The organism is Variovorax paradoxus (assembly GCF_024734665.1).
GTDB lineage: Bacteria > Pseudomonadota > Gammaproteobacteria > Burkholderiales > Burkholderiaceae_C > Variovorax.
Genome location: NZ_CP102931.1, coordinates 6,074,981 through 6,087,721 on the forward strand (window position 1 = coordinate 6,074,981; position 12,741 = coordinate 6,087,721).

Sequence of the window (12,741 nt, forward strand, 5' to 3'; positions counted from 1 at the left end):
CCACTCCATTTGCCATGGCATCCGTTCCCCAGATCAAGATTCCCGCCGTCTACATGCGCGGCGGCACCAGCAAGGGCGTGTTCTTTCGCCTGCAGGACCTGCCCGCGGCGGCGCGCCAGCCCGGGCCGGCGCGCGATGCGCTGCTGCTGCGAGTGATCGGTAGCCCCGACCCCTACGCCAAGCAGATCGACGGCATGGGCGCGGCCACCTCCTCCACCTCGAAGACCGTGATCCTGTCGCGCTCCACGCGGCCGGACCACGACGTCGACTATCTGTTCGGCCAGGTCTCCATCGACAGCGCCTTCGTCGACTGGTCGGGCAACTGCGGCAACCTGTCGGCGGCGGTCGGTCCGTTCGCGATTGCGCAGGGCCTGATCGACCGGGCGCGCGTGCCGCAGAACGGCATGTGCACCGTGCGCATCTGGCAGGCCAACATCGGCAAGACCATCGTCGCCCACGTGCCGATCGCCCGAGGCGAGGTTCAGGAAACCGGCGACTTCGAACTCGACGGCGTGACCTTCCCCGCGGCCGAGGTGCCGCTGGAATTCATCGACCCGGCCGACGAGGGCGACGGCGAAGGCGGCGGCGCGATGTTCCCGACCGGCAAGGTGGTCGAGGAGCTCGAAGTGCCCGGCGTGGGCACTTTGCGCGCCACGCTGATCAACGCGGGCATTCCGACCATCTTCGTCAACGCAGGCGACATCGGCTACACCGGCACCGAGTTGCAGGACGCCATCAACGGTGACGCGAAGGCACTGGCAATGTTCGAGGCGATCCGCGCGCATGGCGCGGTGAAGATGGGCCTCATCAAGGACATCGGTGAAGCGGCCAAACGCCAGCACACGCCCAAGGTGGCCTTCGTCGCAACGCCCAGGGACTACACGGCCTCCAGCGGCAAGGCAGTGAAGGCGGCGGACGTGGACCTGCTCGTGCGTGCGCTGTCGATGGGCAAGCTGCACCACGCCATGATGGGCACGGCCGCGGTCGCCATCGGCACCGCAGCGGCGATCCCCGGCACGCTGGTGAACCTTGCGGCCGGCGGTGGCGAGCGCCAGGCAGTGCGCTTCGGCCACCCATCGGGCACGCTGCGCGTCGGCGCCGAGGCCCGCAAGGTCGATGGCGAATGGGTGGTGACCAAGGCCCTGATGAGCCGGAGCGCCCGCGTGTTGATGGAAGGCTGGGTGCGCGTGCCTGGCGACAGTTTCTGATCGACAAGCCGGAATGCGACGCGCTGGAAAGGCGCTACACCTGACGCGCCAGCTCGACAAAGGCCTTCAGGTAATCGACGTCGGTGTCCGCTTCCCGCGCGCCAAGAAAGATCTGCTTGGCGATGCCGCGCGAGCCCAGCCGGACCGGCACGATTTCCATCTTCTCCGCGTACTCCTCCACCAGCCAGCGAGGCAGCGCGGCCACGCCACGGCCGCTCGCCACCATCTGCAACATGATGTCCGTTGTCTCGATGGCCTTGTGGCGCTTGGGCGTCACGCCCGCGGGCATCAGGAACATGTTGTAGATGTCCAGCCGGTCCGTCGCCACCGGGTAGGTGACGAGAACCTCCTCGGTCAGTTGCGCGGGTTTCACGTAGGGCACGTTCGCCAGGCGGTGGCCGCGCGCGACCGCGAGCACCTGCTCGTAGTCGAACACGGGCTCGTAGTGCAGGCCCGGCTTGTAGAGCGGATCGGGAGTCACCAGCAGGTCGATCTCGTAGCCGAAGAGCGCGCCGATGCCGCCGAACTGGAATTTCTGCTTCACATCCACATCCACGTCGGGCCATGACGCCAGGTACGGCGACACCACCTTCAGCAACCACTGGTAGCAGGGATGGCATTCCATGCCGATGCGCAGCGACCCGCGCTCGCCCTGGGCGAACTGGCGCAGTCGCTCTTCTGCCAGCGTGAGCTGCGGCAGCACGCGGTTGGCAACCGCCAGCAGGTACTGGCCCGCCTGAGTCAGCCGCAGGCTGCGTCCTTCGCGCTGCCAGATCTCCGTTCCGAGCTGGATCTCGAGCTTGCGGATGGAATGGCTCAAGGCCGATTGCGTCAGGTGAAGCACTTCGGCGGCGGCCGTGAGCGAGCCTTGCTTGTCTACCTCCTGGACGATGGCGAGATGCGTGCGCTCCAACATAACTAATGAGCAGTATTCATGGATACGTGAAATAAGACCATTTTACTTCAAGAGTCGGCAAACCTACGATCCCCACTTTCTCTGACTGCCGGACGTTCCGATACCCATGACCACCACCCACAACCTTGGCTTTCCCCGCATCGGCGCCAGGCGCGAATTGAAGTTCGCGCTCGAGTCGTACTGGAAGGGAGAGTCCTCGCGCGACGCGCTCAAGGCGCTCGGCGCCGAGCTGCGCCAACGCCACTGGCAAGACCAGGCCGGAATCGATCTGGTCCCGGTGGGCGACTTCGCGTTCTACGACCAGGTGCTGGACATGAGCTTCACGCTGGGCAACCTGCCCGAGCGCGTGCGCGGCTTCCACGGCGATGCCCTGGACAACTACTTCCGCGTGGCGCGCGGCCGCTCGGCGCAGTCCGCCGAAGACCACGCGGGCTGCTGCGGCGGCGTGGCCGCCGGCGAAATGACGAAGTGGTTCGACACCAACTACCACTACATCGTCCCCGAGTTCACGTCGGCAACCGAGTTCAGGCTCGACGCATCGCGCATCCTGGAGCAGCTCGCCGAAGCCAAGGCGCAGGGCGTGAAGGCCAAGCCCGTGCTGGTCGGCCCCGTGACGTACCTGTCCATCGGCAAGGCCAAGGACGACTCCGACAAGCTCGCGCTGCTGCCGCACCTGCTGCCGGTGTACGCGGAACTGCTCGACGCGCTGGCGGCCCAGGGCGTCGAGTGGGTGCAGATCGACGAGCCCCTGCTCGTCACCGAGCTGGACGCCGACTGGCAACATGCCTTCAACACGGCCTACCACCATCTCAAGGCCGCCAAGGTCAAGATCCTGCTCGCGACCTATTTCGGCCAGCTGCAGGAGAACAAGTACCTGGCCGCCAACCTTCCGGTGGCGGGCCTGCACGTCGACGCCATCAACGGCCGCGACGACGTGGTGCCTCTGCTGAGCATGCTGCCCGCGCACAAGGTGTTGTCGCTCGGGGTCATCAATGGCCGCAACATCTGGAAGAGCGACCTGGCCGCCATCCTCGACTGGCTCGAGCCGCTGGCGCAACGCCTGGGCGACCGCCTCTGGATCGCACCGTCGTGCTCGCTGCTGCACGTGCCGGTGGATCTGGCCAGCGAGCAGAAGCTCGACGCCGAGGTCAAGTGGTGGCTCGCCTACGCGCTTCAGAAGCTCGAGGAGCTGAGAGTGCTGGCCGCCGCCCTGCGCAACGGCCGTGATGCCGTGAAGGATGAGCTGGCAGCCAATCAGGCCGCCATTTCCGCCCGCCGCAACTCGCCGCGCGTGAACAACCCCGGCGTCAAGGCCGCCATCGCCAGGCTGAACGCGGCCTTGGGCCAGCGCAAGAGCGTCTACGCCCAGCGCGCGCCCAAGCAAGCCGCTCTGCTGAAGCTGCCGGCCTACCCGACCACCACCATCGGCTCATTCCCGCAGACTGCGGACATCCGCCATGCGCGCAGTGAGTTCAAGGCGGGTCGCCTCGATGCAGCAGGCTACAAGGCCGCGATGCAGGCCGAAATCGGCCGCAGCGTGAAGGAACAGGAAGTCCTGGGCCTGGACGTGCTGGTGCACGGCGAAGCCGAGCGCAACGACATGGTCGAGTACTTCGGCGAGCAGCTCGACGGCTACGCCTTCAGCCAGTTCGGCTGGGTGCAGTCGTACGGTTCGCGCTGCGTGAAGCCGCCGATTCTGTTCGGCGACATCAGCCGTCCGAAGGCGATGACCGTGGAGTGGATCAAGTACGCGCAGTCGCTCACGCAAAAGCCGATGAAGGGCATGCTGACCGGTCCGGTCACCATCCTGAACTGGTCTTTCGTGCGTGACGACCAGCCGCGCTCGGTGTCGTGCCACCAGCTTGCGCTGGCCATACGCGAAGAAGTGCTCGACCTGGAAAAGGCCGGCGTGCGCGTGATCCAGATCGACGAGGCGGCGCTGCGCGAAGGTCTTCCGCTGCGCAAGTCGCAGTGGCAGGAGTACCTGGACTGGGCTGTCGAATCTTTCCGCATCACGGCCAACGGCGTGCGCGACGAGACGCAGATCCACACGCACATGTGCTATTCGGAGTTCAACGACATCATCGCGTCGATCGCCGACATGGATGCCGACGTCATCACCATCGAGACCTCGCGTTCGGACATGGAGCTGCTCGATGCCTTCGACAACTTCAAGTACCCCAACGAGATCGGCCCCGGCGTGTACGACATCCACTCGCCGAACATTCCGAGCCAGGAGCACATCGTGCAACTGATGAGGAAGGCGGCGGAGCGCGTTCCTGCCGAACGCCTGTGGGTCAACCCCGACTGCGGCCTGAAGACGCGCCAGTGGGCGGAAGTGGTGCCGGCGCTGACCAACATGGTGGCGGCCGCCAAGACGCTGCGCGCATTGGCCTGAGCTCAGCGCGGACTCCACCGGCCCCTTCTAGGGATGCCAGGTGGAGACCACCGCTGGAGTCTGCGCAGTGGGCCGGCCGGCCAACGCATAGGAGAGTTCGTTCGCGGCCTTCATGATCGTCTTCGCGTGGCCGAGCAGCTTTGCCTTGGGCAGCCGGTCCGCGGGGCCCGAGATGCACACCGAACCCAGCAGCGCCCAGCGCAGGCCAAAGACCGGCGCCGACACGGTCGCCACGTTCTTCTCGCGCTCGCCGATGGAGAAGTGATAGCCCTTCTTGCGGATGTCTTCATACAGCTTTCCGGGCTCGCCGGAGAACGCAAGAATCACCCGCCCCGGCGACCCCTTTTCCAGCGGCAACATCGCGCCCATGCGTGCGTGGTGCCGGATGGGCTGCGGCCCTTCCACGCGCGCCAGGCAAGTCCTGGAATTTCCTTCGCGCACATAGAACGCCGCGCTCTCGCCCGTTGCATGCGACAGGGCGAGCAGCATCGGCTCCACCACATTGTTGGCATCGAAGCTGGCTTGGTAGCGGGCTCCGAGCCAGCCTGCCGCGGGCCCCAGCCGCCATTCGCCGTCGTCGCGCTGCACCACGTAGCCGGCAAGCGCCAGCGTGCGCAGCAGCCGCAGCGCGGTTGTCTTGTGCATGTGGCTGCGGCGGGTCAGCTCGGCCAGCGAGAGGCGCTCGTCCTGCATGCCGAAGGCATCGAGCAGCTGCAGGGCACGGGTGACGGCGGTTACGCCGCCAGTGGCGCCTTCGTCCACTTCACGCGGCTCTTCGATGACTTCGGTCGGCCTCTTGGCTGCGGGTGACTTGTTTCGCACAGTGGTCCATGGTCCGTTCAGTGGACCACCATTGTATGGAGCGGAACGCAAATCTAAAGTCACTTCATGCCTGAGAGCACCACCGCTCGCAGGCACTGATTGATCGAACGATTCCGGAGACAAGACAAATGCGTACCTCGAGCCCCAGCTCCATTCCTCGCCGCGCGGCCATCGGCCTCGCCCTTCTGTTTTCTTGCGGCGTGACGCTGGCGCAAGGCTATCCGGCGCGACCCATCCGCCTCGTCGTGCCGTTCCCGCCGGGCGGCGGCACGGACATCATTGCCCGCGAGGTGGCAAACAAGGTCGCGACCTCGGAGGGCTGGACCATCGTCATCGACAACAAGCCCGGCTCTGGCGGCAACATCGGTGTCGACGCGGCGGCCAAGGCCAACCCCGACGGCTACACGCTGGTGCTGGGGCAGACCAGCAACCTCGCGATCAATCCGACGCTCTACGCCAAGCTGCCCTACGACCCGGTGAAGGACCTCGCAGCTGTCGGCCTCGTCGCCTCCGCGCCGCTGGTGCTGGTGGTCTCGGCCGCATCGCCCTACAAGAAGCTCGCGGACGTGGTCGCCGCAGCCAAGGCCAAGCCCACCGCACTCAACTACGCGAGCTCGGGCAACGGCACGGTGGCCCATCTCGCCACCGAGCAGTTCCAGAAGGCCGCGGGCGTGCAGTTCACGCATGTTCCCTACAAGGGCGCATCGCAAGGCCTGACCGACCTGGTCGGCGGCCAGATCCAGATGTACATCTCGTCCGTGCCGACCCTGATCGCGCAGATCAAGAGCGGCCAGTTGCGCGCGCTGGCCGTGACCTCGCTGCAACGCAACCGCGACTTGCCTGACGTGCCCACCATGGCCGAGTCGGGCTACAAGGATTTCGAGGCCGTCACCTGGTTCGGCGTGGCAGGCCCCGCGGCCATGCCGAAGGATGCGGTCACCAAGCTCAACGCAGCCTTCAACAAGGCGCTCGCCACGCCTGAAGTGCAGAAGAAGCTCGCGGCGCAAGGCGCGGAGGTGATGTCCGGCCCGCCCGAGAAGTTCGCATCGCTGATTCGCACGGACGGCGTTCGCTGGGGCGCCGTCGTCAAGGTTTCGGGCATCAAGCTGGATTGAGCGCCCTTCTTCATCCCATCACTTCTGAAAGCACCCTCATGTCATCGCCCCTCCCCGACATCGTCCGCAACTTCGAGCGCGTGCCCGCGCACATCGTGGCGCAGGCCGCCGAATTCCAGCCAGCCATCCTGGCCGACGTGGCCGGGCGCCGCGGCGCGGTGGACGGCCGCATCAAGGCGCTGCGCCCTCGCATGAAGCTGGCCGGCACCGCGATCACCGTGGAGGTGCGCCCCGGCGACAACCTGATGATCCATGCCGCCATTGCCATGGCGAAGCCCGGCGACGTGCTCGTCATCGACGGCAAGGGAGACCAGACCTGCGCGCTCATGGGCACGATCATGATGACCGCCTGCAAGCAGGTCGGCATTGCCGGCGTGGTCATCGACGGGGCCTGCCGCGACAGCAACGAGATCGACGAGATGGACTTTCCGGTGTTCTCGGTCGGCACCAATCCGAACGGGCCGACCAAGAACATCGGCGGACGCATCGGCCATCCGGTGTCGATCGGCGGCGTCACGGTGCATCCGGGCGACTTCATCGTCGGTGACGGCGACGGCGTGGTCGTGGTGGAGCGCGAAAAAATCGAGTCGCTGCTGCCTCTCGCTGCGAAGAAAGTGAAGGACGAGGCCGCGCGCATCGCCGCCATCAAGGGCGGGGACACCGCCGCCAAGTGGCTCGATGCAGCGCTGCGCACGGCCGGTGTGCTGAAGGAGGGCGAGACGCTGTGAGAGCCATCCTGGTAACGGGCGCCGACCTCGCGCCGCAGGCACTCGACCTCCTCGAGGGATACGAAGTCATCTACGCGGGCAAGACGCCGACCGAGGACGACCTCGTGGCGCTGTGCCGCGCGCATGACCCCGTGGCCATCATCGTCCGCTACGGCAAGGTGGGCGCGGCGGTCATGAACGCGGCCTCTTCGCTCAAGGTGATCTCCAAGCACGGCAGCGGCACGGACACGATCGACAAGGCGGCCGCACAGGCGCGCGGCATCGAAGTGGTCGCGGCCGTGGGCGCCAATGCCGCGGCGGTGGCCGAGCAGGCGCTCGCGCTGCTCCTGGCCTGCGCCAAGTCGGTGGTGGCGCTGGACGCGCGCATGCATGCCGGCCACTGGGACAAGGCAACGCACAAGAGCCTCGAGCTCGGCGGCCGCACCATCGGCCTCATCGGGCTCGGCGCCATCGGGCTGCGTTTCGCGCGCATGGCCGATGCGCTGGGCATGCGCGTGCTTGGGTTCGATCCGTACGCCAAGAACCTTCCGGCGTACGTACAAGCCGTGGACCTGGCGACCATCTGGGCCGAATCGGATGCCATCTCTCTGCACTGCCCGTTGACGGACGACAACCGCGGGCTGCTCAACGCCGAGACGCTGGCACGATGCAAGCGCGGCGTGATCGTCATCAACACGGCACGCGGCGGCCTGATCGAAGAGGCTGCGCTGCTGGCGGCGGTCCGCTCGGGCCAGGTGGCCATGGCCGGGCTGGACAGCTTCGCGGTCGAGCCGATGGCGCCCGGCCATCCGTTCCAGGGCGAGAAGAACTTCGTGCTGAGCCCCCACATCGGCGGCGTGACCAGCGATGCCTACGTGAACATGGGCGTGGGTGCGGCGAAGAATCTGCTGCAAGTCATCACACGCCAGACGACGGCCGCTTGAGAGCCTGAGGCTCGGGGCTGCAGGGCAGCCTGCATCATCCGGACCAGAACAAGGAGACAAGAATGAACAGAGGCAAGAACGCCCGCCGGGCGATGGCCATGCTCGGGCTGATTGGGCTTCAGGCCGCGCTGGCAACAGCGCATGCGCAGACCTGGCCAGCCAAGCCGGTGCGCATCCTCGTCGGCTTTTCCGCAGGCGGCCCCACCGATGTGGTGGCGCGCGCCTTTGCCGACCATGCATCGCGCGCCCTGGGCCAGCCCTTCATCGTCGACAACAAGCCCGGCGCCAACACGATCCTCGCAGCCGAGGCAGTCGCTGCCGCGCCGGCCGACGGCTACACGCTGCTGCTGGGCGCAACGAATCACACGATGATCCCCGCTCTCTACAGCCAGCGGGTCAAGTTCGACGCCGTGCGGTCGTTCGCTCCGGTGTGCTCGCTCGCCGTGAGCCCGACGGTGCTGGTCGTCGGGCCATCGATGCCCGTCAAGTCGTTCGGCGCGTTCCTGCAGGCGGTGAAGGCCGAACCGGGCAAGCGCACCTATGCCACGCCGGGCTCGGGCAGCTCGGGGCATTTCGCGAGTGCGCAGTTCACGCGGCTGACAGGCACGTCGATGAACCACATTCCGTACAAGGGCGCGGCGCAGGCGACGACCGATCTCATGGGAGGCCAGGTCGACAGCTCTTTCGCCACGCTGGGCTCGGTGCTCACACAGGTGCAGTCGGGCAAGCTGACGGCCCTGGCCGTGGCGGCGCCGAAGCGATCGGCATTGCTGCCGGACGTGCCGACTTTCGAGGAGGTGGGCGTCAAGGGCTACACGGCTGACGCGTGGTACGGCCTGCTTGCGCCCGCCAGAACGCCGCCGGAAGTCCTGGCCGTGCTGCGCCGCGCAGCCACCGAGTTTGCGCAAGCGCCGGCCACGCAAGAGAAGCTGCGCTCGCTCGGCATGGAAGCACAGAACACCTGCGCCGATGCCTTCGGCGCGCAACTGGCGCGCGAGGTCAGGCTCTACGGCGAGGTGGCCCGAACGCTCGACCTCAAGACCGAATGACCGCACACCCCAAGGAATCCATGATGAAGGCCATCCAACGCATGCTCGCCGCATGCCTCTTCACTGCTGCCGTGTCCGCACAGGCGGCCTTTCCGGACCGCCCCATCACGCTCGTCGTGCCGTATGCGCCGGGCGGCTCCGCGGACGCGCTGGCGCGCGTGCTGGCGGTGCGCATGGGCGAGAAGCTGGGCACCAGCGTGATCGTCGACAACAGGCCCGGCGCCAGCGGAACCATCGGCGCGAGCTTTGCCGCCAAGGCCGCGCCCGACGGCTACACGGTGCTCTACGACGCCACGCCGTACTCGATTAATCCACATCTCTTTCCCCGCATGCCGTACGCCGGCAATGCCCTGCAGCCGCTGGCGCTCGTCTCGCTGGCGCCCAACATCGTGATCGTCCGCGCGGAGTCGCCGGTGAAGAGCATCAAGGACCTCGCGGACCGGGCGAAGGCCGAACCCGGGAAACTCAACTTCGCATCGGGCGGAAGCGGCACCGTGCAGCGGCTGGCGGCGGAACTGCTGCGCCAGCGGCTCGGGCTCGACATGGTGCATGTCGGCTACAAGAGCGGCGGCCCCGCCATCTCCGACGTCATGGGCGGGCAGGTCGACTTCATGTTCAGCACCATCGCGGCGTCGTATCCGCTCGTGTCTTCCGGCAAGCTGCGCGCGCTGGCGGTGTCGTCGCCGCAGCGCTCTGCGCGCCTGCCCGATGTGCCGACCATCGCCGAAACCGTTGCGCCCGGCTACGAGGCCTACGAGTGGAACGGCCTGCTCCTGCCGGCGGGCACGCCCGCGCCCATCGCCGACAAACTCCACAAGGCGGTGGTCGATGCCCTGAAGAATGACGAAGTGAAGCGGCGCTTCGTGGATGTGGGCGTGCAGCCGGTCGGCTCGACGCCATCCGAGTTCGCCGACTTCCTGAAGAAGGAAGATGCGAAGTGGGCGGAAGTGATCCGCAAGGGCAACATCAAGCTCGACTGAAGACAGCCATGAACCAAGCCCCCGACGCGCAGCCGGTGCCCCATTCGGTGGGGACGAACCGGCCCGCGGCTGCACTGCCCGCCGACGCCTGCGACAGCCACATGCACATCTTCGACCCGCGCTTCGCCGCGTCGCCGCACTGGAAGCGCCAGCCGCCGCGCGCCGAGGTGGCAGCCTATCGCTTGCTCCAGCAGCGGCTAGGAACCTCGCGCACGGTGGTCGTCAATCCCTCGACCTACGGCACGGACAACGCCTGCACGCTCGACGCGCTCGCGCAACTGGGCGAGCGTGCGCGCGGCATCGCAGTCGTCGGCCAGGACGTGGCCGACGACGAACTCGACCGCCTGGCGGCGCATCGCATCTGCGGCTTGCGCGTGAACTTCGTGACGCCGCAGTCCTGGGGCGTCACCACGCCGCAGATGCTGACGACGCTGGCACGCAAGGTGGCCCGGCTGGGCTGGCACATCCAGGTCTTCCTGCAACCCGAACAACTGATGGAACTCGCGCCGATATTGGCGACACTCCCGGTACCGCTGGTGATAGACCACATGGCCCGCATCGACCCGGCCGACGGCGTCGATGGCGCGGCGTTTGCGGTGGCGCGACGGCTGCTCGACGGCGGCAACACGTGGATGAAGCTGTCGGGCGTCTACATGCGATCGCGCGACGGAGCGCCCGCCTACCAGGATGCCTTCGCGCTGGGCCGTGCGCTGGTCAAGGCAGCACCGGAACGGCTGGTCTGGGGCAGCGACTGGCCTCACACCACGGAGACTCCCGGAACCGTCAACGACGCCGACCTGGCAAACGTGCTGTCGGCATGGTGCGATGGCGCCACCGCCGTGCGCGACCGCATCCTGGTCGACAACCCGGCGAGGCTCTATGGCTTCGCGATGACCTGATCGCAGAGGAGACCGACTTGTACCTGCTTCAAGCGCCCCAGGTGCTGGACCTGCAGACCTTCACCAGCATGCCCGAGTCCTTTCGCCGCCCGGAGCCCAGCGTCTGGGCCGATGCCAATCGCGGCGGGCAGGTGACCGACTCCTTCCTCGAAGGCCCTGTGTTCGACGACGACGGCAACCTCTACGTCACGGACATCCCTTTCGGCCGGATCTTCCGCATCGACACATCGGGCGAATGGACACTGGTCGCCGAATACGACGGCGAGCCGAACGGCATGAAGTTCGTCGACGCACACGCCCTGCTCGTCACCGACTACAAGAACGGCCTGATGCGGGTGGATGTGCGAACCGGCCGCATCACGCCACACCTTCAGCGGCGCAACACCGAGAGCTTCAAGGGCGTGAACGACCTGGTGCTCGATGCGCGAGGCAACGTGTATTTCACGGACCAGGGCCAGAGCGGCTTGCACGACCCATCGGGTCGCCTGTATCGCCTGAGGCCCGACGGGCAGCTCGACCTGCTGCTGTCCAACGTGCCCAGCCCGAATGGCGTCGCCCTCTCGCCGGACGGCAAGGTGCTCTATCTCGCGGTGACGCGCGGCAACTGCGTCTGGCGCGCGCCCTTGCTGGCCGACGGGAGCGTTGCCAAGGTGAGCCAGTTCTTCACGTCCTACGGGCCCAGCGGCCCTGATGGGCTCGCGGTCGACACGCAGGGGCGAGTGCTGGTGGCCAACCCCGGCCTGGGCTATGTCTGGGTGCTCAACACGCGCGCCGAACCCGTCATGGTGCTGCGCGGGCCCACCGGTGCGTCGACGACGAACATTGCCTTCGGCGGCCCTGGCAGGTCGACCTTGTTCGTCACCGACTCCACGCACGGCAACGTGCTGAAGCTGGCACTCGACGCTCCTGGCGTGGAACTTCATCGCTGGTCGTCCTAGCCCCGCAGCGGGCTTTTTTCGATTTGTTTCAAAAAAGGCCTTTACCTCCCGAAGGAAACTTTCCCGGTCTTTTGCACACCTATCACGCATTGTTTGCAAAACCCAACACCGAGGAACACTCCATGCGTCTCACGACGAAGGGCGGCTTCGCCTTGACGGCCATGATCGATGTCGCCATGCGCGAACGGGATGGCCCCGTACCGTTGGCGTCGATCAGCCGACGACAGCACATTGCCCGCTCGTCGCTCGAACTGCTGTTCAGCAAGCTGCGCCAGCATGCGCTGATCAAGGCAACGCGCGGACCGGGCGGCGGCTACACGCTGACGCGCAGGGCGTCCGAAATCACCGTGGCGGACATCCTCGCTTCGGTCGATGGCCAGCCACTGGCCGACACCGAAGCCTCGACGAACAAGGAAGACGCCGGCAGCAGCAAGGGCTGCTACTCGACCGATGCGTTGTGGGCCTCCGCCAAGCACCATGTCATGGAATTCCTGGGCTCCGTCACGCTGCAGAGCCTGGTCGAAGACCAGCTGGCCAAGGGCGTGCGCGTCGAGCACGAGCCCCCGAAGAAGAAAGAAGCCCCACCGAGCCCCGCGGCCCTGCCGATGCGCGTGAACGCGCCGAACTCGGTGTTCGCGTGGAACGGCGTGTTCGCCAAGCGCTGAAGACAAAGCAGGCTTTACATGGCCGACTGACCTGAAACGCAAGGCGCATTACGGGTTTTGAAAACTCGTACGGCAAGGGATCGATGCTTCCGGAAAACGC

General features: G+C 66.6%; 12 protein-coding genes. 10 read left to right on the plus strand and 2 right to left on the minus strand.

From position 1 onward, the window contains the following. Positions 1–14 precede the first annotated feature (14 nt). The gene (prpF, locus tag NWF24_RS28555) at positions 15–1,208 is read left to right on the plus strand and encodes a 2-methylaconitate cis-trans isomerase PrpF (protein ID WP_258351467.1); all 1,194 of its coding nucleotides are present in this window, start codon (positions 15–17) and stop codon (positions 1,206–1,208) included. 34 nt (positions 1,209–1,242) lie between these two features. On the opposite strand, the gene NWF24_RS28560 is transcribed toward prpF, so the two are convergent. Next, the gene (locus tag NWF24_RS28560) at positions 1,243–2,124 is read right to left on the minus strand and encodes a LysR family transcriptional regulator (protein WP_093058789.1); all 882 of its coding nucleotides are present in this window, start codon (positions 2,122–2,124) and stop codon (positions 1,243–1,245) included. A gap of 106 nt (positions 2,125–2,230) precedes the next feature. Between NWF24_RS28560 and metE the strand changes: the two genes are divergently transcribed. Further along, positions 2,231–4,522 (plus strand): 5-methyltetrahydropteroyltriglutamate--homocysteine S-methyltransferase, encoded by a 2,292-nt coding sequence (gene metE, locus NWF24_RS28565; RefSeq protein ID WP_258351468.1) that lies wholly within the window; start codon positions 2,231–2,233, stop codon positions 4,520–4,522. 27 nt (positions 4,523–4,549) lie between these two features. Here the strand turns inward: metE and NWF24_RS28570 are convergent, their stop codons facing one another. Next, positions 4,550–5,302, minus strand: a complete 753-nt coding sequence (locus tag NWF24_RS28570; protein WP_093058820.1) for an IclR family transcriptional regulator — start codon at positions 5,300–5,302, stop codon at positions 4,550–4,552. A gap of 170 nt (positions 5,303–5,472) precedes the next feature. On the opposite strand from NWF24_RS28570, the gene NWF24_RS28575 reads away from it, so the two are divergent. The 8 genes from NWF24_RS28575 (at position 5,473) to NWF24_RS28610 (ending at position 12,641) form a co-directional block, all read left to right on the plus strand. Beyond that, positions 5,473–6,459 carry a Bug family tripartite tricarboxylate transporter substrate binding protein gene (locus tag NWF24_RS28575; RefSeq protein WP_093174993.1) on the plus strand — a complete coding sequence of 329 codons (987 nt, stop codon included), beginning with the start codon at positions 5,473–5,475 and terminating at the stop codon, positions 6,457–6,459. A 38-nt stretch (positions 6,460–6,497) separates the two neighbouring features. Then, positions 6,498–7,187, plus strand: coding sequence for an RraA family protein (locus tag NWF24_RS28580; RefSeq protein WP_258351469.1), 690 nt, complete (start codon positions 6,498–6,500; stop codon positions 7,185–7,187). Continuing rightward, a complete protein-coding gene (locus tag NWF24_RS28585; protein ID WP_258351470.1) occupies positions 7,184–8,110 on the plus strand; it encodes an NAD(P)-dependent oxidoreductase in 927 nt (308 codons plus the stop codon). The genes NWF24_RS28580 and NWF24_RS28585 overlap by 4 nt, the downstream gene beginning before the upstream one ends. Positions 8,111–8,172: 62 nt before the next feature. Further along, positions 8,173–9,159, plus strand: coding sequence for a Bug family tripartite tricarboxylate transporter substrate binding protein (locus NWF24_RS28590; protein WP_375338424.1), 987 nt, complete (start codon positions 8,173–8,175; stop codon positions 9,157–9,159). Positions 9,160–9,182: 23 nt separating this feature from the next. Further along, on the plus strand, positions 9,183–10,139 hold the full coding sequence (locus tag NWF24_RS28595; RefSeq protein ID WP_258351471.1) for a Bug family tripartite tricarboxylate transporter substrate binding protein: 957 nt from the start codon (positions 9,183–9,185) through the stop codon (positions 10,137–10,139). Between the two features lie 8 nt (positions 10,140–10,147). Continuing rightward, positions 10,148–11,038 carry an amidohydrolase family protein gene (locus tag NWF24_RS28600; protein ID WP_258351472.1) on the plus strand — a complete coding sequence of 297 codons (891 nt, stop codon included), beginning with the start codon at positions 10,148–10,150 and terminating at the stop codon, positions 11,036–11,038. A gap of 17 nt (positions 11,039–11,055) precedes the next feature. After that, on the plus strand, positions 11,056–11,976 hold the full coding sequence (locus tag NWF24_RS28605; RefSeq protein WP_258351473.1) for an SMP-30/gluconolactonase/LRE family protein: 921 nt from the start codon (positions 11,056–11,058) through the stop codon (positions 11,974–11,976). Between the two features lie 122 nt (positions 11,977–12,098). Continuing rightward, the gene (locus NWF24_RS28610; protein ID WP_258351474.1) at positions 12,099–12,641 is read left to right on the plus strand and encodes an Rrf2 family transcriptional regulator; all 543 of its coding nucleotides are present in this window, start codon (positions 12,099–12,101) and stop codon (positions 12,639–12,641) included. Positions 12,642–12,741: the final 100 nt, after the last annotated feature.

Excerpts from the sequence above, each read along its gene's own strand:
- prpF (WP_258351467.1), top strand. The coding sequence starts at position 15 with ATGGCATCCGTTCCCCAGATCAAGATTCCCGCCGTCTACATGCGCGGC.
- NWF24_RS28580 (WP_258351469.1), top strand. The coding sequence starts at position 6,498 with ATGTCATCGCCCCTCCCCGACATCGTCCGCAACTTCGAGCGCGTGCCC.
- NWF24_RS28590 (WP_375338424.1), top strand. The coding sequence starts at position 8,173 with ATGAACAGAGGCAAGAACGCCCGCCGGGCGATGGCCATGCTCGGGCTG.
- NWF24_RS28600 (WP_258351472.1), top strand. The coding sequence starts at position 10,148 with ATGAACCAAGCCCCCGACGCGCAGCCGGTGCCCCATTCGGTGGGGACG.
- NWF24_RS28560 (WP_093058789.1), bottom strand. The coding sequence starts at position 2,124 with ATGTTGGAGCGCACGCATCTCGCCATCGTCCAGGAGGTAGACAAGCAA.
- metE (WP_258351468.1), top strand. The coding sequence starts at position 2,231 with ATGACCACCACCCACAACCTTGGCTTTCCCCGCATCGGCGCCAGGCGC.
- NWF24_RS28575 (WP_093174993.1), top strand. The coding sequence starts at position 5,473 with ATGCGTACCTCGAGCCCCAGCTCCATTCCTCGCCGCGCGGCCATCGGC.
- NWF24_RS28595 (WP_258351471.1), top strand. The coding sequence starts at position 9,183 with ATGAAGGCCATCCAACGCATGCTCGCCGCATGCCTCTTCACTGCTGCC.
- NWF24_RS28610 (WP_258351474.1), top strand. The coding sequence starts at position 12,099 with ATGCGTCTCACGACGAAGGGCGGCTTCGCCTTGACGGCCATGATCGAT.